Annotated in this window: 18 protein-coding genes and 3 pseudogenes; 5 read left to right on the plus strand and 16 right to left on the minus strand. The window is 35.0% G+C overall.

Features of this window, described 5'->3' with window-relative positions; all coding sequences use genetic code 11:
* Positions 1-3 precede the first annotated feature (3 nt).
* From hypE to AC3WTI_RS07170, 3 genes are all read right to left on the minus strand, one after another.
* Complete coding sequence (hypE, locus tag AC3WTI_RS07160) at positions 4-1,032, minus strand: hydrogenase expression/formation protein HypE (RefSeq protein WP_097841758.1); 1,029 nt, start codon at positions 1,030-1,032, stop codon at positions 4-6.
* An 82-nt stretch (positions 1,033-1,114) separates the two neighbouring features.
* A complete protein-coding gene (locus AC3WTI_RS07165) occupies positions 1,115-1,696 on the minus strand; it encodes a cysteine hydrolase family protein (protein ID WP_087959011.1) in 582 nt (193 codons plus the stop codon).
* Positions 1,697-1,899: 203 nt separating this feature from the next.
* A complete protein-coding gene (locus AC3WTI_RS07170; RefSeq protein WP_000344587.1) occupies positions 1,900-2,340 on the minus strand; it encodes an Lrp/AsnC family transcriptional regulator in 441 nt (146 codons plus the stop codon).
* 150 nt (positions 2,341-2,490) lie between these two features.
* On the opposite strand from AC3WTI_RS07170, the gene AC3WTI_RS07175 reads away from it, so the two are divergent.
* Positions 2,491-3,786, plus strand: coding sequence for an APC family permease (locus AC3WTI_RS07175; protein ID WP_087959010.1), 1,296 nt, complete (start codon positions 2,491-2,493; stop codon positions 3,784-3,786).
* 696 nt (positions 3,787-4,482) lie between these two features.
* Here AC3WTI_RS07175 and AC3WTI_RS07180 read toward each other — a convergent pair.
* The 9 genes and pseudogenes from AC3WTI_RS07180 to AC3WTI_RS07220 all read right to left on the minus strand — a co-directional run.
* Positions 4,483-4,602, minus strand: a pseudogene (locus tag AC3WTI_RS07180) (enoyl-CoA hydratase); the annotation flags it as partial.
* A 72-nt stretch (positions 4,603-4,674) separates the two neighbouring features.
* Positions 4,675-5,184 (minus strand): DUF4303 domain-containing protein, encoded by a 510-nt coding sequence (locus AC3WTI_RS07185; RefSeq protein WP_087959009.1) that lies wholly within the window; start codon positions 5,182-5,184, stop codon positions 4,675-4,677.
* Between the two features lie 143 nt (positions 5,185-5,327).
* Positions 5,328-6,575: a DUF1015 domain-containing protein gene (locus tag AC3WTI_RS07190; RefSeq protein ID WP_087959008.1), complete on the minus strand. Its 1,248-nt coding sequence runs from the start codon at positions 6,573-6,575 to the stop codon at positions 5,328-5,330.
* Between the two features lie 13 nt (positions 6,576-6,588).
* On the minus strand, positions 6,589-7,761 hold the full coding sequence (locus AC3WTI_RS07195) for a 3-phosphoglycerate dehydrogenase family protein (RefSeq protein ID WP_087959007.1): 1,173 nt from the start codon (positions 7,759-7,761) through the stop codon (positions 6,589-6,591).
* Positions 7,762-7,773: 12 nt separating this feature from the next.
* Positions 7,774-8,856 (minus strand): 3-phosphoserine/phosphohydroxythreonine transaminase, encoded by a 1,083-nt coding sequence (gene serC / locus AC3WTI_RS07200; protein WP_097841830.1) that lies wholly within the window; start codon positions 8,854-8,856, stop codon positions 7,774-7,776.
* Positions 8,857-9,066: 210 nt separating this feature from the next.
* On the minus strand, positions 9,067-9,258 hold the full coding sequence (locus tag AC3WTI_RS07205; RefSeq protein WP_000670803.1) for a DUF378 domain-containing protein: 192 nt from the start codon (positions 9,256-9,258) through the stop codon (positions 9,067-9,069).
* Positions 9,259-9,347: 89 nt separating this feature from the next.
* Positions 9,348-10,415 (minus strand): glycoside hydrolase family 113, encoded by a 1,068-nt coding sequence (locus AC3WTI_RS07210; protein WP_142305907.1) that lies wholly within the window; start codon positions 10,413-10,415, stop codon positions 9,348-9,350.
* A gap of 952 nt (positions 10,416-11,367) precedes the next feature.
* Positions 11,368-11,607 carry a cupin domain-containing protein gene (locus AC3WTI_RS07215; RefSeq protein ID WP_000997182.1) on the minus strand — a complete coding sequence of 80 codons (240 nt, stop codon included), beginning with the start codon at positions 11,605-11,607 and terminating at the stop codon, positions 11,368-11,370.
* A gap of 293 nt (positions 11,608-11,900) precedes the next feature.
* Positions 11,901-12,728, minus strand: coding sequence for a helix-turn-helix transcriptional regulator (locus tag AC3WTI_RS07220; RefSeq protein WP_087959006.1), 828 nt, complete (start codon positions 12,726-12,728; stop codon positions 11,901-11,903).
* 953 nt (positions 12,729-13,681) lie between these two features.
* Between AC3WTI_RS07220 and AC3WTI_RS07225 the strand changes: the two genes are divergently transcribed.
* Positions 13,682-14,098, plus strand: coding sequence for a VOC family protein (locus AC3WTI_RS07225; RefSeq protein ID WP_087959005.1), 417 nt, complete (start codon positions 13,682-13,684; stop codon positions 14,096-14,098).
* Between the two features lie 22 nt (positions 14,099-14,120).
* Here the strand turns inward: AC3WTI_RS07225 and AC3WTI_RS07230 are convergent.
* The 3 genes and pseudogenes from AC3WTI_RS07230 to AC3WTI_RS07240 all read right to left on the minus strand — a co-directional run.
* A pseudogene (locus AC3WTI_RS07230) lies at positions 14,121-14,711 on the minus strand (WXG100 family type VII secretion target); the annotation flags it as partial.
* Positions 14,712-15,329: 618 nt separating this feature from the next.
* Positions 15,330-15,543, minus strand: a pseudogene (locus AC3WTI_RS07235) (alpha/beta-type small acid-soluble spore protein).
* Between the two features lie 50 nt (positions 15,544-15,593).
* A complete protein-coding gene (locus AC3WTI_RS07240; protein WP_097841760.1) occupies positions 15,594-16,472 on the minus strand; it encodes a CPBP family intramembrane glutamic endopeptidase in 879 nt (292 codons plus the stop codon).
* 360 nt (positions 16,473-16,832) lie between these two features.
* Here AC3WTI_RS07240 and AC3WTI_RS07245 point away from each other — a divergent pair, with 360 nt between their 5' ends.
* From AC3WTI_RS07245 to AC3WTI_RS07255, 3 genes are all read left to right on the plus strand, one after another.
* Positions 16,833-18,170 carry an erythromycin esterase family protein gene (locus AC3WTI_RS07245; RefSeq protein WP_087959002.1) on the plus strand — a complete coding sequence of 446 codons (1,338 nt, stop codon included), beginning with the start codon at positions 16,833-16,835 and terminating at the stop codon, positions 18,168-18,170.
* A gap of 200 nt (positions 18,171-18,370) precedes the next feature.
* On the plus strand, positions 18,371-18,949 hold the full coding sequence (locus tag AC3WTI_RS07250) for a sensor domain-containing protein (RefSeq protein ID WP_087959001.1): 579 nt from the start codon (positions 18,371-18,373) through the stop codon (positions 18,947-18,949).
* 114 nt (positions 18,950-19,063) lie between these two features.
* On the plus strand, positions 19,064-20,851 hold the full coding sequence (locus tag AC3WTI_RS07255; RefSeq protein WP_087959000.1) for a helix-turn-helix transcriptional regulator: 1,788 nt from the start codon (positions 19,064-19,066) through the stop codon (positions 20,849-20,851).
* Between the two features lie 223 nt (positions 20,852-21,074).
* On the opposite strand, the gene AC3WTI_RS07260 is transcribed toward AC3WTI_RS07255, so the two are convergent.
* Positions 21,075-23,465 (minus strand): penicillin acylase family protein, encoded by a 2,391-nt coding sequence (locus AC3WTI_RS07260; protein ID WP_097841761.1) that lies wholly within the window; start codon positions 23,463-23,465, stop codon positions 21,075-21,077.
* Positions 23,466-23,495 lie beyond the last annotated feature (30 nt).

The raw sequence follows: 23,495 nt of genomic DNA on the forward strand, positions 1-23,495 counted from the left end.
CTCCTAACATAATCGAGGTAATTCTGCCCCATATAATAACTCAATGAGTTTCAATTCACCTGATTTTGCTTCCATGAGCACTTGTCTTTCTTTTGTTTGAGTAACTTTACCAATTACCGCAGCTTCTTTACCATATTTAGTATTTTTTAATACCCTCACGACTTCCTCACTTACCTCTGGAGACACAAACATACAAACATTGCCCTCATTAGCTAGATACATTGGATTAACACCTAACATGTCGGCAGCCATAATAGTTTCTGCTAACATAGGAATATCTCTTTCTTGTATTTTTATTCCAGTATTAATTGTTTCTGAGACTTCATTTAAAACTGTACCTAACCCGCCTCTTGTAATATCTCGCATACAATGTATAGAATCACCAAAATGATTTTTTAACTCTGATATCATATGATTTAATGGTGCACAATCACTATTTATTCTCTGTTCAAACCCTAATCCTTCTCTGATAGAAAGGATATGTATACTATGGTTTCCTAGTTGTCCTGTTATAATGATATCGTCACCTTCTTGAATAGAATTTACCGAAAATGGTGATACATCTCCTTCAAAAACTCCTATTCCAGTTGTATTAATAAAAATTTTGTCTACTTCACCTTTTTTAACAACTTTTGTATCCCCAGCAACAATATACACGCCAGCTTCTTTCGCGGTCTCTCTTATAGAATCTAATATTTCTTCCAAATCTTTAATTGGAAAACCCTCTTCTAGTACTAATGCCAATGATAGATAAAGTGGTTTTGCACCACTAACCGCTAAATCATTAACCGTTCCACAAACTGCTACTTTACCTATATTTCCCTCACCAAAAAAGATAGGATCAATAACAAAAGAGTCTGTTGTCATCGCCAATCTTCTACTACTCACCTCAAGAATGGCACTATCCTCCATTTTTCCAAGGTGAACATCTTCTAGTTTTGCAGTAATAATTGAACTAATTAAATCATGACTCAATAGTCCTCCTGTTCCATGATCTAAAATTATACTTTCTAAATCTTTAGTCAATTTCATTTGTTAAAACTCCTTTTTATTTTTATTTTTGAAAAATAATATCACTTGCTACATAGAACAAGTGATATTACAACGTATTTACTTACGGAATTGCAACTCCATCAAAAGAAATATCTTCATTTTTAGAAATCGAATTACAGATTTCCTCGATACTCATAATCTTTGCACAATATGAACCTAACCACTTTAAAGCCCGTTCTTTATCTTCAGCCTTCGCTGAAACAACCGCATCTTCTGGTACGATTACATTATAACCACGGAAAAATCCATCTGCTGCAGTTGTTTGTACGCAAATTTGAGTTTGCATACCCGTAATAATAATTGTATCTACTCCTAATTTTTTTAAGGTTTCATCTAGATTTGTCTCAAAAAAACCACTATCCTTATTTTTCTCCATAATAATATCTTTTTCATGAAGAAACTCAGGTAAGATTTCTGCACCTTTAGATCCCTTTGTGACTGGTAAAAAATCACCATATCGTTCAGCTTTCGGATCATCTTCTAAGTTAATTAACTGTAGGTGAATAATAGAAACATCATTTTCTCTCATAGTATTTAAGAAAGACATCATTTTAGGCGTAAAAGCCTCCACAGCTGCAATTCTATCCTCATTTTTATTAACCAAATCGTACTGTAAGTCATTTGTAAGCACTGCATATTTCATAATAATCCTACCTCCAATTAACTAAGAATTTAATTTTTCTAAAATACAATGTTCATTATTCCACCAGTAGTAAGAATATGTCAAATATTATTTTTTATCCAAATTTTCTAAATAGTTTTCTGAAAATTAATGCCTAATAGGACTCTATTTCCCATTAGGCATTAATTTTACGCTTTTTATTTAGAATAATCTCTCATATGTAATTAAAGTTTTTCACTCTCTGTAAAAAATGATTTATGTTCTACTGGAGAAGAAAGCACTATTAAGGTTGTAGGCTTTCCATACTCTAAACACAAATTAATATAGTCTTCGAGTGTATGTACAGATTCCGTCACTACCTTTGTTAGATAACTATACATACCGGCAATACGGTGACATTCGACTACATCTGAATGTTCCATTGCGAATTTTTTATATTTGTTGCAATCCTTTGGTTCCATCAAAACAAACGCAGTAATATGTTTTTTTAATTCTTTCGGATTAACAATCGTGCGATAACTTGTAATAACCTCCTGTTCTTCTAGTCTTCTAACTCGCTCTGTAACAGAAGGGGAACTCAAACCTACCAGTTTTCCTATTTCAACCATACTTAAACGTGCATTTTCTTGAAGATGAGAAAGAATTTTTAAATCTGTTTCATCCATTGCTGGGCCTCCCCTTGATTAATTAAGAAAACATTTAATAATTCTTAAATTTTTTAAGAAAATTATAATTAATACATAAATTATAGCATGTTATCCTTTTTTAAAACTTTATATAATTAATATCAATTAATGAAAGAGAGGCTGAGTATCTTGACACAACAATCATTGAAACGCTCAATTACTTGGGTACAGGGGACCGCATTAACCATAGGAGCTGTGTTAGGGTGTGGAATCCTTATTTTACCTTCAATTACTGCAAATAGCGCTGGACCAGCTTCAATTTTATCTTGGGTTATCATGTCTATATTAGCTTTTCCTATTGTAGCGACTCTAGCGCGTCTCGCTAAAATGATTCCTAGTGCTGGAGGAATTACAGCTTATGTTCAAATGGCATTTAATGCAAATACAAGTGCCATCCTAGGCTGGATTATGTTAGGATCTATTCCTATTGGAGTTCCTATTATTGCTTTAACAGGTGCCCATTATATTGGATATGTTTTTCCAATAAGCAATCTTAGTGTTATAGGAATTGCAGCATTAATTTTAATTACCTCTTTACTCTTACATATAAAGGGAATCGAGCTATCATCAAAAGTTAGTGTGTTTGTAATTTGTATTATTTCACTTTTAATAGTTGTCGCTGTTATCGTTTCTATACCATATGTAAAATTCAGTTCTTTTACACCATTTGTACCAAACGGGTGGTCTTCCGTTGGCGCTTCTTCTGTAATTATCTTTTTCTCCTTTGTAGGGTGGGAAATGATAACCCCATTAGCTGAAGAATTTAAAAGACCCGCTAAAGATATTTCCATTAGTTTATTTTTAGGAGCAATTTGTATCTCCATTATGTACATTGCTATATCTTTTGTAACAATAGGAACCCACTCATATGGTGATAAGAATCAGATAGCTTCCCTTAGTATTCTAATATCAAAAGGAATAGGACCAATAGGTACCTATATAACAACTATCTTAGCAATTTTCATATCGTTTAGTGCTGTACATGCTAACATTGCGGGTTTTTCAAGAATGATTTATGCTCAAGCTAGAGAAGGACATTTCCCTTCCTTCTTTGCTAAGTTACATTCTCAATTTCAAACTCCAACTAGGGTATTACTAGTTTTAGGAGGAATTTTTAGTTGTATTTTAATTTTTTATGGTATGGCACGACCAAATTTAGAAATGCTTCTTAAAGGTCCTAGTGTAATATTTATTACCTCATATATTTTTACAATGCTAGCTGCTCTTAAATTATTAAAAGTGCGTGATATTGGTTGGTGGATGGCCTTCCTTTCTCTAATTATATGTATTATTGTATACTCATTTAGTGGTTGGGCTATTTTCTATCCGGTTATCTTATCAATTATTGGTTGGATTTATATAGTTATGAATAAAAAGTATAGTACTATAACCAATCATCAAATAAATACATCAAATGAAAATTAGTTTCTACTCCTATAAACTAATACCACAGATTATATACTGTTATTAGCACTATCCAGGTTGGAATAAGTACAGTTTCAGCTGACTTATAATTAGATCAATGTAATTTAATAAAATATGAATGATTAATAGAAGTTATTTTTCATCTTTCAATTAACAACCCTTTTTTATAACGTGCCTCTGCAAAGAAACGTTATAAAAAAGGGTGATTGATTATGTGCAGACCCTCTTTCCCCTTACTTCACATATACATAAGTTTCATTTGCAATTATAAATTAGGTTTTATCCTTACTGTTGTGTATTTTATATTGTAGCGAACCTGCACCAAAACAGTATAAATATAGGTTCTCGTGCAGGTTTTTTTTAACTATAATAAACTCCAGAAAACCAACTAAGGAGCATAATAAATGAGATATGTTAAAGAAAAGTGGTTTGAGAAAGATAATATGTCTGAAATTCTAAAGGAACATGGTATTCCAATTTATCCAACAATCATTATGCACTAAGTTCGTGAATACGAAAATTTTATCCGTTATTTTTGAAAAACAACAAAGCCAAAATACCTTTTTATCTTTATACTCAACATATTCTTTCCCCTCCACTACCGCTACCACTGCAAATTCATCATTTAAAACCAATGAACCCACATGTTTGCATTAACCACTCCACATATAGTGATATATTTTATGCTACCTAGCCTTATCTCTCCTTCATAACTTCTTTTTCAAGTTGATTCCTACATGTAAACATCGTAATAATCTTTGTGCGATTTTTTTCATCAGGCTCAAATTGTTCGATGGTTACGTCACAACGAATTGTTACTATTAATTTGTGACTTTTGATTAAATGAAAATCGCCTCATATAGAGCGCAGTTTTACTTATATTCATTCTTATGCAAATTCTGAGGCATATTCTTCGTATGTCTTTAATGTATTAAGCAATCGAGCTGATTCAATCATGATTTCGTTCGATGAATCAGTTACACAAATGACAATAAATCGATTATCATCTCCGTCTCCAAACAAGCCTTCTGATTCAAGTTCCATTAACACATTTAACGTTTCTTTCAACAGTGTATTTACTCGTATGTTAAAGTCCTCTTCGACGATATCATGATATTTGTTAATAAATTTGTTCACTTCATCAAACATTCCAAAATCGTCCCATTCGCTCCACTCAACAGCTCCGTATCTATAATAATTGTATAAAGGGTCCGACTTATTAACTTTGATTAGTCTTTCTTTATTAGCCACTGGTCCAATGCTATTGACACAATCGTCTGTTAATATGGCGTACCCATATATTGTGTCAACACCGCACCTAGTTATAAGTTCGTTATAATGACAACGAATTGCATTTTTCAACTCAACATAAAAACGTTCTTGCAGTTGCATTTTCATCGTATTTCCTCCGTTTTTTGTAGCGATCTGTCGTTACATATTTCAATCTTAACATGAAAATCAACATGAAACGTTAACTGAGCCAAAATAAGAAAAACCGAAACTAAAATCATTTCGGTTTTTCAAACTAATGAAGTCTATATTTATTTTAAAGAATGTACAAACAACCCACTGCGCAGTTTCGGTTCAAACCACGTTGACTTTGGCGGCATAACTTCTCCAGCGTCTGCGATTGCTAATAAGGATTCCATTGATGTCGGATATAACGAGAACGCCGCTTTATATTCACCGCTATTTACAAGGCGTTCTAGTTCTTCTAACCCGCGGATTCCTCCGACAAAATCAACGCGTGAATCAGATCGCGGATCGTGTATTTCAAGTACTTGGCTTAATAAATGATCTTGCAGAATAGATACATCCAAACCTTTCACGAGATCATTCGCATCAAACGTTTCCTCTTTCACTGTGAGCTTATACCACTTCTCATTCACATACATTCCAAATGTTTTTGGCTCATTTGGTTTATACGGAGAAACAGCCGCTTCTTCTACATAAAAGTATTGCGTGATTTGTTTTAAAAACTGTTCTTCTGATAAACCGTTTAAGTCTTTTACAACTCGGTTATAGTCCCAAATAGATAACTCATCGTGAGGGAATAAAACAGATAAGAAGAAATTAAACTCTTCTTCTCCTGTGTAATTCGGATATTGTTCTCTTCGCATGAGCCCTACTTTTGCAGCTGATGCGGAGCGGTGATGCCCATCTGCAATATAAAGATTAGGAATATCTTCAAATAAGTTTACTAAACTTGCAATTACTTCTTCATCAGCTATTTTCCAGGCAACATGCTTAACGCCGTCTTCTGCTGTAAATGTATAAATTGGCACATGTTCTTCTTTCCAGCTGGCAACGAAACGCTTTATCTCTTCTTTTGTACGATACGTTAAAAAGATAGGACCTGTATTTGCGTCACACACATCTACGTGGCGAATGCGATCAAGTTCTTTTTCATGACGCGTTCTTTCATGTTTTTTAATTGTATCATCTTCATACTCATCAATAGATGTACAAACGACAAGGCCTGACTGCGTTCTTCCTTGCATCGTCAATTCATAAATGTATAACGCTGGCTCTTCGTCTTGAATGAAAACTTCTTCTCGTATAAATCGGCTTAAATTTTCACCCGCTTTTTCATATACGCGATCATCGTACGGTGAAAGTGCCGGGTCTAAATCAATTTCTGCTTTATCAACGTGTAAGAAAGAATACGGATTCCCTTTTACAACCTCTCTTGCTTCTTCACTATTTAATACGTCATACGGTAAAGCTGCCACTTCCGCTGCTTTTTCTTCTACTGGACGAATGGCCCGAAACGGTCGGATTTTTGCCAAGTTCCTCTCTCCTTTACACAATCATTCGAACGGCTACAACACCTGTAATTTTGCTTATATTTTCCACAATATTCTCTTTTATTATATCATCAATTCCGTTATCAATATCAATCATTGTGTACGCCCAAGAATGTTTACTACGATTAATCATATCAGCAATATTAATATGATGTTCTGCTAAACATCCTGTAATTTGTCCTACCATGTTTGGAACGTTTTGATGCATGATCGTAATACGTTTCTTTCCGATATACGGAAGTTCTACGTTTGGATAGTTTACTGAATTACGAATATTTCCTGTCTCTAAATATTCACGTAATTGACGCGCCGCCATTATTGCACAATTTTCTTCAGATTCAGATGTAGATGCACCGAGGTGAGGCGTCGCTGTTACGTTTTTCATTTTAATCACATTTTCATTCGGGAAGTCCGTTACGTAATGCGCAATAACCTCTTCTTCTAACGCTTTTTGAAGAACTTTTTCATCTACAAGTTCTCCTCTTGAGAAATTGAATAAACGCATTCCTTTTTTCATCTTCTCTATAGCGTGTTCACCAATAAGCCCCTTCGTTTGATTCGTAAGAGGAATATGCAGCGTAATATAATCACACGTTGCAAAAATTTCATCTAAACTAAATGCTCTTTGCACATGTGTAGAAAGGCGCCAAGCTGTTTCAACTGAAATGTAAGGATCATATCCGACGACGTCCATCCCTAAAGCTAACGCATCGTTCGCAACTAAAGCACCAATTGCGCCAAGTCCGATAACCCCTAGACGTTTCCCTGCAATCTCTGATCCAACGAATTGTTTTTTCCCTGATTCAACAAGCTGTGGTACTTCTTCACCCTCTAAATTTTTCGTCCAGCTTACTCCGTTAATAATATTACGTGAAGACATAATAAGGCTGGCGATAATAAGTTCCTTCACTGCATTTGCATTCGCTCCTGGTGTATTAAATACTACAATCCCTTTTTCTGTACAGCGCTCGACAGGAATATTATTTACACCAGCACCAGCTCTTGCAATCGCCTTTAAGTCTTTTGAAAAATCTTCTTGATGTAAAGAATAGCTGCGAAGTAAAATACCATCTGGGTAATCCATTCTCTCCCCTACTTCATAACGCTCTCCGCTAAGAACTTGTAAACCTTTTTCCGCAATTTGATTTAACGTTTGAACACGAAACATATCCCCATCTCCCTATCTATTCTCAAGCTCAAATTCCTTCATATAATTTACTAATTGCTGTACGCCTTGTACTGGCATCGCATTGTAAATACTAGCTCGCATACCACCGACTGAGCGATGTCCTTTTAGCGTAACAAGACCGCGTTCTTTCGCTTTTTGTAAAAACTCATTGTTCAGATCTTCTGACGGTGTTGTAAACGGAATGTTCATAAGTGATCGATACGTAGGATCAACTGGTGAAGTAAACAATGTTGATTCATCTAAGAAATTGTAAAGAAGTGAAGATTTCATTCTATTCTGTTCTTCAATCGCAGATACCCCGCCCTGTTCTTTCAGCCACTCTAGTACAAGTTTCGTTACGTAAATACTAAAGGACGGCGGTGTATTATATAAGGAGTTATTTTTGCTGTAAGTTTCATAGTTTAACATCGTAGGACAAGAGCAATCTGCTCCTCCAATTAAATCTCTTTTTATAATAGCAATCGTTAAGCCCGCTGGCCCTAAATTCTTTTGCGCTCCCGCATATATAAGGCCAAACTTCGTAACATCGTATTGTTCTGATAAAATATTTGAGGACATATCCGCAATGAGCGGTACTTTATCTAATTGTGGAACGTCCACATATTTCGTCCCCTCAATTGTATTATTCGTTGTAATATGTACATAATCTAGTTTTTCATCGCTTAGTAAACCATCCAATTTAGGAATTGTAGTAAACTTCGCCTGTTCAGAAGAAGCAATCACTTGTACTTCCCCTACTTTATCAGCTTCTTGCAACGCCTTTTTAGACCATGAGCCAGTCAACACGTACCCTGCTTTTTTATACGTATTCATTAAATTTAACGGTATCATAGAAAATTGTAATGAAGCACCGCCTTGTAAAAACAATACTTCATACTCATCAGGAATGTTCATTAATTCACGAATTAGGTTACTCGCTTCATCTATAATGCTTTGAAAATAAGAAGATCGATGACTCATTTCCATAATAGACATGCCTGTCCCGTTATAATTTACAAGCTCCTTTTGCACTTTCTCTAAAACCGGCAAAGGGAGTATTGATGGTCCAGCTGAAAAATTATACACTCTCTCCATCACCCTGAAAACCTCCCTATTTCTCATTTTTATTAATTTTTAAACTTTCTGAATTATAACCCGAAATATAATACGTGGTCAATTTGTTTTCCACTATTACGTCGCAAGACGCAATGGAATCGCTTGCATGTGCAAACTACTTTTTATAAACATACAAAAAAGTGTTAAGTACATAATCGTACTTAACACTCTAGTAATAAAGTATAATTGCTAATTGTCCGTGAAGAACCGATCAAAAATTTGATAAATAGCAGAAAGACCAATGAGCCAATAAATAGTGTCCACAAGCGCCGGCATAGAACCAAACCATTTCTCAACTACATTGTAATCTAACGCTACAAACAACCAATTCAAACCGCCAAGAATCACCAAAATTACTGTAAGGTAAGACAAAAATTTCATTATGATTGCCCCCTAGGTGATAAGATGGTGAAAGGCCTTTCACTAGAAGTATATGTGGTAAAATTCAAAACTGACCTATTTAATAAAAATTATTTTCGGTACCAGCCGTTAATAATCGTTTCTGCTTCTTTACTATGGATTTGGTACGCATGCGTACTATTATGAGAGCCAATAAACCAAATAGAAAAACCTTTAAAATACGGTTTCGTTTCTAACACTTCTCGATAAGCACGCCACCCGTTTCGCTGTACATCTTTTGAAAACACATTTGTTACATCTGGATTCCACGGATTTTGCAATCCAAGTTCACGCGCCGGAACGTTAAATCCACCAAAATAAACGGGCTTCCCTGTTGCTTTATGTAATTGTTCCAACTGTTGCACAACATTTTGTCCTCGATTATACACTGTCGTCGCAAATAAACTTTTCTTTACTTCTTCATATGTCGGATTTCTTTTTCCTGAAACTTCAAACCAACTATCGATACTTACAATATCAACCTTCTTTAAATACGGACGATTGATTTTCTCTTTAAACTTCGCTTCATACGAAAAATCCCAACTTGCTGTTAACCACCAATTCATTTGATACAAAACATTTCCTTTATACTGTTGACGGACGAAATCAATCGTATCACTCCAATAACCTTCTGCATATTCCATATTCACGAAATTAGAAGCAATCTTGAGCCCGTACACATTGTATTTACTTGTAATCGAATGAAAGATATCTTGCAAAACAACCGTTTTCCAATTCCAGAAGAAATCATTAATATTACTTGGATTCCATTCCGTTTCCCCAACATTTCCTTGCTGAATATACGGGAACGGTTCCACAATAACTTGAATATTACGCTTTAATAATTCTTGAATTAAAAGAATAGCCTGTTTCTTTTGTGCTTGATTAATTACCATGTTCGTAGAAGTTACATTCGGAATATCTACTTGAATCGGTACATTTACTGTATTTAAATTTAAGCGCTCTACATCAGCTAACACTTTCGCCACATTTCCAACTTCCCATACCGTTACATTTCCTGATTTGATTTTCCCAGATTGAACAGTATTTACATCTGCCTGTACATTTCCTTGAAAACAAAAAGAAAATAGCATGATAAACACTCCTAAAAAACTTACTAAACTCTTATTTTTCTTCACAACTTTCCTCCTATAATTTTTGGCATTCTTGCTTATTCTATACAATGTTTCACATATATTCCACAAGAATATTTAATGAAATTTCATCAATAAAAATGCTATTCATCCTTTATTCACACTAACCTCCTAAAAATAGTAAGATAAATAAAAAAAGAGCGTATTTCTGCTCCTTTTCTATCTTTTCACAATTGAAGTTATTAAATTTTTTCTGATAACCTAACCACCTCTTATTTTTCGTATAAATAAATTTTTATCTATATTCACTTTTTGTTTGTATTACTTTTATATTTACTTCATTATTTACCTTTTCAGTTAAGAGTTCCTTTGTTCTTCTTTCAAAAATCGTATCATCATACAAATACATTCTTAATTGTGTGCAAAGTAATAATTACTTCATGAATATTATACCTATAATTAATTCTTTTAGTTAAAAAATAAAGAAGGGAGAGAGATACATATATTATCCAGGTGTTCATTAAATCGGGATTTAACGAACACTTGAAAGAATGGAAGTTAACCTCCCTTCTTATTACTGTACAAAGACATGAAAATGGATACTTTTTAGACAAGAAAGTGGGTACTTCTAATTCTATCCTTGTTTTAGGACAAGAAAGTGAATACTTTTTTATAAAGGAGTTACTTTAGTTGTAAATTTCTATGTACATCTTTACCATGATTTTTAATATCAAATCTGTTAATTAAAAGGTATAGTTGCGTTTAACGATTCTTTCTAAAATAAAAGCACATCACTATTTAATAGTGATGTGCTTTTATTTTAGATATTAGAATAGGAATCCGGGCGAATTAATAAGGAAAAGGTTACTGCATAATATTTCTATAATAGGGTATCAATTAAAGATGCATACTTTATTCCATAATAGAGCATTTAAATCCTAAATTCTCAATTTTATCTATACTTTCTTATCTGCCAACGAAACATTAGATACAATTATCAATCCATTTCCCTTTTAGGCTCTACCAACATGATGTGGGATTCCTTTTCAGTGAAAGGTTTATGCTCAACGCCTCTCGGGACAATAAACATCTCGCCCTTAGAAATTTTCACCTGTCCATCACGAAAATCGATGAACATCTCCCCTTCAAGCACAATAAATAGCTTATCCGTATTAGGATGCTCATGCCATATAAAATCTCCATTAGCCTTAAAAAGCTGAATTTGATCATCATTCATTTCACCAATCACTCGTGGATACCAATAATCGTTAATTTTAGATAACTCGTCATTTAGTTTAATAGGTTGGTAATGGATAATAACCCCTCCTCATTTTTAACTTCCACTATATTACAGTAATCTAATTAAAAAAGTCATCATTACACTTAAAAAGAAAATGCTCAGGCCAGAACTTTTCATTCAGATAGTACAAAGGAGTGATTTCAATGAAAGTTCTTTCAATCCAATGTTTCCTTTAACTCTCCATAAGTATAGAACAGTGATTTTCAAATAAGAATGGACCCCTGTTGACATTAGTATGGATTATTGATGAACTTCTCGCGATATTTAGTAGGCGAAATGCCAACTCGCTTCTTGAAAACTCTACTAAAATAAAAAGGGTCTGCGATTCCAACAGCCTGCGCAATTTGTTGTACAGGCGCAACACTTGTACATAACATTTTTTGAGCCATCTTTATACGATAGTTCAATAAATATTCTGCTGGCCCCATACCTGCATGCTTTCTAAACACGTAAGAAAGACGATTTCGATTAACATTATTTAGTTCTGTAAGCATATGTATCGTAATATCCTTATAATAGTATTTATGGACGTAACTAGATATTCGTTCGAATAAAGTATGCGACTCATAGTTGTTTTCTCTATTGACAACACTTAATAAAGCTTCATTCAACGCTTCGCGAAACAACATTTCGGTCTGAAACATCGAAATGCCTCCACGCTGATTATACACATCCCAAAGACGCATAAGTAATTCGACAAGACGAGGAGATTGTCCTGTTAATAATTCAAAATGCTGATGAATAAAGCCAGAGTCTTCTCGTTCTGAATTGCTTATCCGATATAAAACAAGAATATATTCCCAGTTTATTTCACCAAGCTTTTTATGGGCTAATGTCATTTTTGCACCCCCATGTATAACTTTTCCTGGAGAAAGGGTATACGGCGTACCATTAAATTGAAATTGCGTCTTCCCTGTAAGTGGAAATACAAATCCTGGGAAAGAATCTGTAGACTCAGCACAAGGCACACCTGGATTTTTAGCATAACGATATACTCCTTCTACTCGGAAAGGATTATTGGCAAGATACTCTGCTAACTCATTCACGTCTAACTTCACAATGCACGCCTCATTTCAATGATAGTTTTCTTGTAATTCGCGAGATTAATTGGTGTACATTCTGGGCAACGCTAAAATAAAAATAGTACATACGACTTAACAAGATCTGGTTACTAACCTATAAATATATTGTTTTTTATTTAGTCTACTGTTAAGTAGCTTTATTGAAAGTCAGAAATTTAACCTTACTACATAATATTAGTATGTATGAATGTTATTTACGAATTACATTAATTAAATTATACGATTTTAGTTTGTGTTCATAGTGTAATTTTTAGTTTGTATGAAGTTTTAAATCGAGACTGTTTACAATGTAGTTTGCGATAAATAAGAAATTAATCTTTTGTTTAAAAATGATTAATTTCTTTTTATGATTTAAATGTATTTTAATTTTATTATAAAAGAGCCTAAATCATAGCCGGTTTTTATTATAGCTATAACTGAAATTAGGGCCAATGTATATTTAATAAATGGATTTTTTAGGAACCCCTTTATATTTTTCATATTTTAAACCTCCATTCTCGATTGAAAATATTCTTGTTCGAGGATAAAAGCCCGCCTAAAATTAGGAGGACTTTTATCTTTCATATAAGTGAATCCGATTTTATGATTTTAAAAATGAGTGTCATCTGTTATACCCCTATAACGCTAACTGTTCAGAACATGCTCTGACATTATTAGTATTATTATACTCATGTATATAATGGATATCAATATTATAGTAATAGGTAGATTCCCTCTGCTGTTAAGTAATAATACAATTGTTTAATTACAAATAAAATTGTTACATTTACAATAAAGGTATTTAAAAATTCCAGTGATTTTATTCGGTTACAGGTACATTTTCTTGAATAATAGAAAGGAATATTCATAAGTAAATCGAAGTTAATTCAGAAGCTGTTATCTAGTATAGCATCGGCACGTACTACTCAACATTAAGGAGGAAATCGATTATGAGTGACACACAGATATTACGAGGATTAACCACAGTCAGTTTTTGGACGGATGATCTAGCAGCGGCAAAGAAGTGGTACGCCGAGCTGTTGGGCATCGAACCTTACTTCGAACGTCCAGGATATACCGAGTTTCGTCTTGGCGATTACCAGCACGAGCTGGGGCTGATTGATAGCCGCTATGCGCCCAATGGTTCAGCGACCGGACCGGCCGGTGCTGTAGTGTACTGGCACGTCGATAATGTAGCAGCAACTTTCAAATATCTGATATCTATGGGAGCGAAAGAATACGAGGCACCCACAGAGCGCGGTGAGGGGTTTATTACTGCTTCCGTGGTCGATCCCTTTGGGAACATCTTAGGGATTATGTACAATCAGCATTATTTAGAGGTTCTGGGTTCGACTAGAAAAACGTAATTTTACAGTTCACCAAGGCTTGGTAAGCTGCATAATGTTCTCTGCTTTCCAAATCTCCATTCCAAAAATTATTCATAAATATATCTGATAGAGTGTTCCATGCAGGAGGAATAGTCTCTCTATAGTTTACAATCGCATCTCGCATATTTAACCAAGTTTCTTTATCTCCTAAAGCTACGAATCCTTTCCATGCATCTACAACACCATCTACAAAACCAGTAGAAATACCAGTCCACGCAGCATTTAAATCCTTTTTGTTAAAAAATGACTCTTTCGATTTTGGAGGGATTTTTCCACACATAGCTCCTTCTTGAATATTAGAGTCAACTAAATTTCCGCCATACAATTCATCCGCTTCTCGGAATTTAACAGCTGCACGCTCTAATTCTACTGCGATTTTATCTAATTCTTGCAAAATGTTAAACATCATTGGCTTCGCATCATTAAACATCTGATAGAAACGATCACTACTTGCTCCGCTCCACTGAAAAGCTATATATTCAATTTGAGAGTATAAATCTTTATGTATATGTTCTAATGATGATCTCGTATTGCTTACGTTTTTAGCAGCTTGTTCTAATTGTTCCGGTGTTACCTTTATTTGTGTGCTCATTCCATCCCTTCTTTGTATATATTATGAAAATTATAACATATCATTATTTCATTAAGAGTTAGCATTTGAAAATATCCGTTCCTAAAAGTGAAAGTATATTCCATCATAAAAACAGCTCCAATTCCGCCTTAGAAAAATGAACGGACTTCGTAAATAACCCGCAACTTTAAAAATAGCCCCGGTTGTCATAAGAGACATCACGTTTTTATACTGATAGTATTATAAAATAAGCGGTTTATTAATATTGCAATGAAATTATATATTCGAATAAATAATTAATAAAACAACAAATTTCCGAAAAATATATTTCGGTCATTATATAATTTTTGATATTCGATTGATAGTCATAAGAAAAACATAATAGGGTAACGCCACATGCTCATCAAGCGAAGTTAAAATTATATCTTCAAAATAAAAAAACGCTATACTTATTGTAAAAACTTTCAACTGGCGTACTGATGAAATCAGAAGGATTGAATCCATGCTTTAATTCAGTATCCGTTGTATTTCTTCCAGAAGTCCTTACTCCTCTTTTTACACAAAAACAGACTGTGGAGAAGATTTCCTTCACAGTCTGAAAAGAATCCATATATATGTTTTTTTATTTATCACCTTAACTTACTGTAACCTATATTGTCCTGTTAACTGTTCTTCGGCCATTCGAACTAAGCGTTTTATTATTTCTCCACCGACAGAACCATTTGCACGTGCTGATGTATCCGGTCCTAATGTGACTCCTAATTCACGAGCAATCACGTACTTCATCTGCTCAATAGCTCTCAGCAGAAATAAGAATCTCATTTGTATTACTTTCATATCTTTGAGCATTCATAATTGCGCCTCGTCATATTTCACTAATTGAATTTACAACACATCCGTATGCTATTTAGTAAGATTTACTATTCGAGACATAATTATTGCAGTTATCAAGATAATAATAGCGGTTATCAAGCCAGATTCTCCAACCCAAATCTCAGTTTGATATCCTGTACTTGCACGTGCGAAAGGTCCTTGAATAATAGCATTCCAAGTAGTATGGATGATAACGGAAGGCCAAACGCTACCTGTGATTAGTCGTAAATAAGCTGTAATATAACTGAATGGCACAATACAAAAATAGATGCCAAGCACTGAAAGTAGGACAGATGGTCCCACTACATATAGACCAGCAATAACAATTGGAACATGCCACGTTGCCCAAATCAATCCACTAATAAGGATCGGCCGTGAAAACTCTGCATCGACTAGCCTTGTGAGCATATAACCTCGCCAACCCATTTCTTCTCCCAAAACTGGGATTAAGTTAAGCAAACTTCCGAAGATGCCGCTCAATACTACTAGATAAATGAAACTGAATGGTGCCGTTACATACTGAAGTCCAAGCATATTGTAGATCGGTTCTAACATACCACCTTCAGGATGCTGAAACCCTACAATTCCGCTCAGCCAGGCGATAGAATAAGTAATTCCACAAATAATCATAGGGATTAGCAGAGCAAAACCAATCCCCTTCCATATCTTTAAGTTACCGAGACTAAAAGATACATCTTTAAACCCTTCTTTCAGTATTATGCGAGTCAAAATAGAAGATAATGCTGGGGTAAACATATATACCACAATAAGCGGCATACTTTTCGTAATTATTACTACTATATTTAGGATAATAGAAGTAATGATTAAGATACTCAGAAAGAGTTGAAGTCCTATTTTAGCACGTTGGATTTTAGCTTTATTATGGAACGATTTTACGTGTAATTTCATTGTAATCCGCCCTTCCCCTTTCATTCACTTGTTTATTGAATTCACTTCTTGTCATTTGTACAGACACAACTTAGAATAAAAATATTTTTGTATACAGATTCATTCATCTTTAACATCACTCCCCAATCTATAGTCTAGTCTTACTTACGACTCATCCATGCAATTATTATTTATAAGTTGTCATAGCCGCTAGTACAAAAGTGTAATGATTAGTCTATGACCTGTGTCAATTAACCTTATGACAATATGTAACTAGAAAATATGATATGGGATAGATAACAATTGAATTAAGGCGATTGATTCGTGCAAGTACATGAATCAATCTTGCTTTTACAAATAATTCAATTGAGGTGGAAAAAAATGAATAAGAAAAGAATAATTGCAATGGTTAGTACAGCTTTATTAGTCACAGGATATGTAGAAGTAGGAAAGGCTCAAACAATAGCAGTCGAAAATTCAGACCAATCAATCAAAAAAAATATAGTTAAATCAATACAATCACAGGCTAACCCATTAAAAACGATAGACCCGTCAAAACCATTTGAGGATTTAAAACCACTTAAGAAAATGATTGGGAGCGCACAATATGTAGCATTAGGAGAGAATACTCATGGAAGCTCTGAAATTTTCACTATGAAGTTTCGCCTTGTGAAATATTTGGTTACTGAGATGGGTTTTACAAATTTCACAATGGAAGAAGATTGGGGAAATGGCTTAAAACTAAATGAATATATCCAAACAGGAAAAGGAAACCCTAGGGAATTTTTAAACTTGTTATATCCTACTGATGAAATTATAGCCATGATTGAGTGGATGAAAGATTATAATGCTGATCCATCCAATAAAAAAAAGATCCAATTTATTGGGCTCGACTTAAAGGAATTGGACCAAGGTTGTTTTAATAAAGTAATTGATTATGTAAGGCTGCATCGACCAGATTTACTGGCAGAAGTAGAAGAAAATTATAAAGAATTGTCGGCTTTTAATGGTAGTACACAGGAATATATGAACCTTGCTCCTGAAATAAAAGAAAAGTTTAAAGCAAACGCTGAGAGAGTAGCTCGATTACTAAAAGATGAGAATAATCAAGCCAACACAGAAATAGTTTCACCCGAGTACATCTGGGCGAAAGCAACGGCAAATGCAATAGAGAAATTTACCACAATGCTAATTCCTAACGACTATCCAAGTATGTTAAAACTACATGAGCAATACTTGGCCGATCATGCAATGTGGGCACAAGAGACATTTGGTGGTAAAACGATGGTATGGGGACACAATATTCATATAGCTAAAGGAATTATCGATGAGAAATTATATCCTTATGTTGCGGGGCAGTTTTTGAAGGAACGTTTAGACAATAATTATGTCACCATTGGTAGTACAACTACGGAGGGGAATTTCACCTTATATAGCGAATATGACCCTTCCACTGGAGGTAAGATTACAACGCGCGATATTCCACAAAATGTAAATAGTTTTAATTATACCCTTGGAAAAGTACCATATAACATGTTTTTATTGGATAACCGTCACCTTAAAGGACAAGCAGAGAAATGGGTTAAAGCAAAAAGACCATTACTAAGTATAGGGGGACAAATCTTCCCGAACGAATCGGTATACTTTGATAAATCATTGCTTGAGCAATTTGATATTATTTTTCACATTCGAAAAACAAGTCCATCTCATATTAAATAAAAGTACAAAACAATCCCGTTTTTGCAGATGCAAGAACGGGATTGTTTTGTGGAGATTAATACAAGTATTTTTTTAATCAGAAGTAGGTTGCTTTCCCCTTTTAACATCATTTAGAAATGTCATATGACACTTTTACACTAGTGAGAATGACAAAAAAAGCAGTACAATTCGGTTATTACATAGATAGGAGCGAGAACTTTATGAAATCAAGATTCATCCAGAATGGTTATTTTTTATTGCTAACTTTCGTTACAGGATTATTTTATTTTTGTTTTTATCTAATAGCTCTGCTATTCAGTTTTACCCTTTCATTTACGGTAATTGGGATTCCACTAGTTATACGCGTACTACAGACTACGACACCTTTTATCCAATTCGAACGCATACAGACGAAAATTTATACTGATATTTCGACCGACTCTTACGATAAAAGTATAAAAATGGCTACATCAAACTGGACTCAGGTGAAATTAGTGCTTACAGATCGTCGCACTTGGTCTGCTGTCTTTTGGTTAATGCAGAAATTAGTGATTGGCATTTTCAGTCTCATTAGTGCAATCATTTTTTATGTAATGCCTCTTATGTTCCTGTTGGCACCACTACTGTATCGCCACATCGAAATGAATATTATATTCATACAAATAGATACTTTTGCCAAGTCACTCTTTGTAATGTTTATAGGTATAGTATTTATCGCCATAAGTATTAGAATAGTAGATGGTTTGACAAAGAAAATTGGAGGCTATACACGTAGCATGATCCGGCAACTAAATCAATAGAAGTCTACAGTCTGTGAGTAATATCACAGTTTTAAATTTAAAAGTATAATAGGCATGAAGGATTAATTTATAATATAGGAAGTAAAAAGGTAGGCTATTTAGGGGGTAAATGACTTGTTAGATATGGTTAAGTATTGGTTTTGGTACGATTGGATTATGTTAGGAGTCCGTATACTTGTTAGTGTCTCTATCGCCATAACCACATTAGATTTTCAGGATAGTTTAACATTGCCACTTTGGATTATTATTCTTTGGGAAATTATTGCCTTCTCGATTCCATGGGTAGCCTTACTATTCAATTACAAATATTACTTGTTCACAGAAATACTGCTATATGGTGGACTGTGTATATATTTAACTTCTTTATTTCCGGAAGCTAACGTTACATTTCTTATATCGGCTTTTCTGATTGCTGCGAATAGTAAGCATTTGTCCTATTATTGGACAGCTCCAACAATAGTTTTTATAACAACTGGAATTCTCTACGCGGTTGCGCCAAGTAATAGCTATTGGATTTTGGTTACCTACTATGGACTTGCTTATGTAATGGGCTTCGCTTTCCATTTATTAATCGTCAATCATAAGCAAAATGAAGCGATTCGTAAACAAAACGCAGTACTTGAGCAATATATGTCTCAGATTGAACGCATTACACTGGCCGAAGAACGGAACAGACTGTCGAGTGAGCTTCATGATACAGTTGGTCATGCTTATACTTCTATTATTATGGGGATGGAAACGTTGCGTACCGAACTTTCTACTGAAATGGGTATACAGAGGCTAGACTCTCTGCTTGAAATGGGACGGAAAAGTATCGAGGACGTGAGAGGTTACCTACATCAAATGGATTCTCCATGTCAATCGCCTTCCTTAATTCAATCTCTACAAAATCTTGGAGCCGAATTTCAGGAGCACGCTCAGGTAAATGTAAGTTTTAGAACATTCGGAGAGGAATATCAGCTGTCTCGGCAAGCGAAGATTGCATTCATTCGGTGCTTACAAGAGTCCCTTACGAATGCAGTACGTCATGGTCAGGGGACTGAAATTATAGTTTCATTACAGTTTGACGAACAATATACGAGGTTAGAAGTTCAAGATAATGGAAAAGGAAATGTAGAATGGCAGGAAGGCTTTGGTATGAATGCGATGAAAGAACGGGCAATGAACTTGCAAGGTCAATTGTCTGTATATACAAAGCCAGAGGAAGGAATGCTTGTTACTTGTACCATACCGCGACAAACTGAAATAAAAGATGGACTTATTCGTTTGTTAATTGTAGACGATCAGCCATTTGTCCGGGAAAGTTTGAGGACACTACTCGATAGATATGAAGATTTCAATGTAGTCGGTTTAGCTGAAGATGGCAATCAAGCCATCGATTTATGTGGGCGCCTTCAACCCCATGTTATACTTATGGATTTAGATATGCAGCACATGGATGGAGTCGAAGCAACCAAAAAAATCAAGCAACAATGGCCACATATCCGCGTATTGATTTTCACAACGTTTCAGGATACCGAACAGGCGTTAGAATCACTTCGCAACGGTGCGGATGGTTTTTTACTCAAATCTATTGAAACGTTGGAGCTAGCTAATACGATCCGACTTACTCACAAAGGCGGGACACTGATTGATCAGGGAATGTCTCACAAAATATTCGAGAAGTTTGATGAGCAAAAAGAGACACCACAATCAAAAGCAATCGCTTATGAGCTAACAGCTAGGGAGATAGAAATATTGCAACTAGTAGCAAAAGGACTTCGATACACTACCATAGCATCAAGGTTATACTTATCAAATGGTACGGTCAGAAATTATGCTTCCACAGCTTATACAAAGCTAGGCGTTCGTAACAAAGAAGAAGCTGTTCAAAAGGCTCTAGAAATTGGAATTATTGAATAACAAAATGTTATGCGGTATATAAAAATGAGCAACTGTAACAGAGTAAATAGGGCCCGTTATCGTATAAGTAAATGTTAAAACACTGACTGTTTTGTCATAATAAAATCATTGAATCTTATCCTATAAAATAGCCTACTATCCACTTAACTGATAGTAGGCTATTAAAATTATTTAAGAACTGGGTTATGTTCTAATTTAACAGTTTTCATCAGTGGAAATATTATCACTTCGGCTGTAAAGTTAACACTTTCCCCTCTATTCCCTCCGTATTCAATGTAGTCGTATGATACGTTCCATTTACCCAATCATCTATTTGATCATGATACCAATTGCTTCTAAAATGTCCCGATTGTCCTGGCCCTACGATATGATAACCGTTTGACATATCTTTCGTATCAATAACGAATCGCCAAGAAGCTCCGTGATTTACAATACCATTTTCTCCGTAACTCGCTGCTTGAACGGTAACTTGGCTTCCGCCGATTGGAACTGGTTTCTCGCGATTAAATGCAAGTAGTGCTAGCATATTAGATGATTTTGAAATCGGATGTGTAAAAGCAAGCTGATGGTAATCGCCCCACTTCCACTCCGCAACATTCGGTCCATATTCCTTTTGCAATTTCTTCATTACATTTTCGTACGAAGTATGCACAACTTTCGTGAAGCCGCCGTACTTCGTAAACCAAGCACTATTTTCCCCTTCTACTTCTTTTCGAATCAATTCATCAACAACTTGTGACTTCCCTTCAAATAACTCCATCACATCTTTCGGTATTTCTTTTGAAAATAACGTATTCGAAATCTCCTTCATTAACAAATGGAATAGTAATGGTGCTGCTTCATCTTTACTATCGTAAAAATTCCACTTTGTTAATTGTTTTACGCCTTCTTTCTCTACTTCATTTAAAGATGCTTTATTTAACTCTTTTAACAATATAGGAGTAAATTCTTTCCCGTATAAATTTTTTTGATCCATCTGTAACGCTTCTAAATCTTTCACCGTATACTTTTCTTTCTTTTGTAAAAACTCTTGAATACGCATTTGCCTATACGGCTGTGCCCACGTATTACTAATATGGTACGGATAGTTATCATCCACAATTTTATTATTCGCAGTTGAAATAAACCCTTGTTTTGGATTGATTACTTTTGGAAGTTGATCATACGGGATATACCCTTCCCATTCATATTCGTCTGTCCATCCTGGCACTGGTAAACTACCATCACCTTTTTTACGCACTGGTATATTTCCGTTCGCTTTATAAGCAATTGTGCCGTCATTTGATGCAAATACAAAGTTTTGAGTTGGTGTATGAAAGTCTTGAAGTGCCGTTTCAAACTCATTCCAATCTTTCGCTTTATTCATATTTAATACAGCCTTTAATTCAGCGGAAGGCTCCAAAGCAGTCCATTTCAAAGCGAATACTGTTTTCGTTTTCTCTTTCCCCTTATCCGCAAACTCTGAAATGACTGGACCATGCCTCGTAACCGTCACATTATACGGAATTGTTTTCCCGCCTTTTACTTTAATAGATTCATCAACAACTGTAGCTTTTTCCCACTTATCTTTATACAAAAATTCATTATCATTATTAGGATTTCGCTTCTCAATATATAAATCTTGCACATCAGGACCTGTATTCGTAACGCCCCATGCTATTTTGTCATTGTGTCCTAATATAACACCTGGTACTCCCGCGAAAATAACACCACTTACTTGTAAATCTTTCATTTCAAGTTTTGATTGATACCAAATAGAAGGTGTCGCAAGAGATAAATGAGGATCATCCGCTAAAATTGGCTTACCAGACGCACTCTTCTCACCGCTTATGACCCAGTTATTGCTACCATTAAACTCTGGCGGAATGATCGTTTTTGCAAAACTTTGTGCTACGTCCACATTTGTGTTTTTCAGTTCAGCTAGTAATCTGGGCGCATCTTTCGGATATGTAGGAAATAGCTCATTTGCTTGCTCTTTCGGTAAATTTTTCAGCGCCCAATATCGAAACGCCTGTCCGTGCCAATGTCCGCCTAAATCAAACGCCATATACTTTCCAATCGTTAACGTATCAACAATAGACCATTCAGCAGGTTCATAGCCTAATAGAGTAAACTCAACTGGTAATTTCTTTTCCTCTTTTGCCTCGCGTATAAAAGCGTTCACTCCATCAGCAAATGACTGCAGGGCATACTTCGCTTCCCCATCATATTGACTAACAGACGCTTCGGCTGCTCGCCGTAAACCGAGCGTTCGAAACAACTTATCTCGATCAACAGCTGCTTCCCCTACAACTTCACTCAACATCCCAGAAGCTTGCCTCCTACTTAAATCCATTTGAAACAAACGATCTTGCGCTTGTACATACCCTTGCGAAAAATATAAATCATGTGCATTTTCCGCTTTAATATGCGGTACCCCTTTACTATCCCGTTTTACAGTAACAGCATGTTGTAAATCCTCTAGCTTTATCGTTCCATCTATCTTTGGCACAGAACTAAGCGTATATATGTTCAAAAAAATCACTGTACAAATAACTAACAAAAGAACGATACTACTAGACCAAATGAAAATTCTCTTACCCCTAGTTCGTTTCTTCTTTATGACGACTTCCATATAACCCCTCCTTTCTCAAACAATTCGCTT

Source organism: Bacillus sp. EB106-02-03-XG38, from assembly GCF_058792175.1.

Coding starts and splice junctions, on each gene's coding strand:
- hypE (WP_097841758.1), bottom strand. CDS start 1,032: ATGAAATTGACTAAAGATTTAGAAAGTATAATTTTAGATCATGGAACA.
- AC3WTI_RS07165 (WP_087959011.1), bottom strand. CDS start 1,696: ATGAAATATGCAGTGCTTACAAATGACTTACAGTACGATTTGGTTAAT.
- AC3WTI_RS07170 (WP_000344587.1), bottom strand. CDS start 2,340: ATGGATGAAACAGATTTAAAAATTCTTTCTCATCTTCAAGAAAATGCA.
- AC3WTI_RS07185 (WP_087959009.1), bottom strand. CDS start 5,184: ATGAAAATGCAACTGCAAGAACGTTTTTATGTTGAGTTGAAAAATGCA.
- AC3WTI_RS07195 (WP_087959007.1), bottom strand. CDS start 7,761: ATGTTTCGTGTTCAAACGTTAAATCAAATTGCGGAAAAAGGTTTACAA.
- serC (WP_097841830.1), bottom strand. CDS start 8,856: ATGGAGAGAGTGTATAATTTTTCAGCTGGACCATCAATACTCCCTTTG.
- AC3WTI_RS07205 (WP_000670803.1), bottom strand. CDS start 9,258: ATGAAATTTTTGTCTTACCTTACAGTAATTTTGGTGATTCTTGGCGGT.
- AC3WTI_RS07215 (WP_000997182.1), bottom strand. CDS start 11,607: ATGAATGATGATCAAATTCAGCTTTTTAAGGCTAATGGAGATTTTATA.
- AC3WTI_RS07225 (WP_087959005.1), top strand. CDS start 13,682: ATGAGTGACACACAGATATTACGAGGATTAACCACAGTCAGTTTTTGG.
- AC3WTI_RS07240 (WP_097841760.1), bottom strand. CDS start 16,472: ATGAAATTACACGTAAAATCGTTCCATAATAAAGCTAAAATCCAACGT.
- AC3WTI_RS07245 (WP_087959002.1), top strand. CDS start 16,833: ATGAATAAGAAAAGAATAATTGCAATGGTTAGTACAGCTTTATTAGTC.
- AC3WTI_RS07250 (WP_087959001.1), top strand. CDS start 18,371: ATGAAATCAAGATTCATCCAGAATGGTTATTTTTTATTGCTAACTTTC.
- AC3WTI_RS07260 (WP_097841761.1), bottom strand. CDS start 23,465: ATGGAAGTCGTCATAAAGAAGAAACGAACTAGGGGTAAGAGAATTTTC.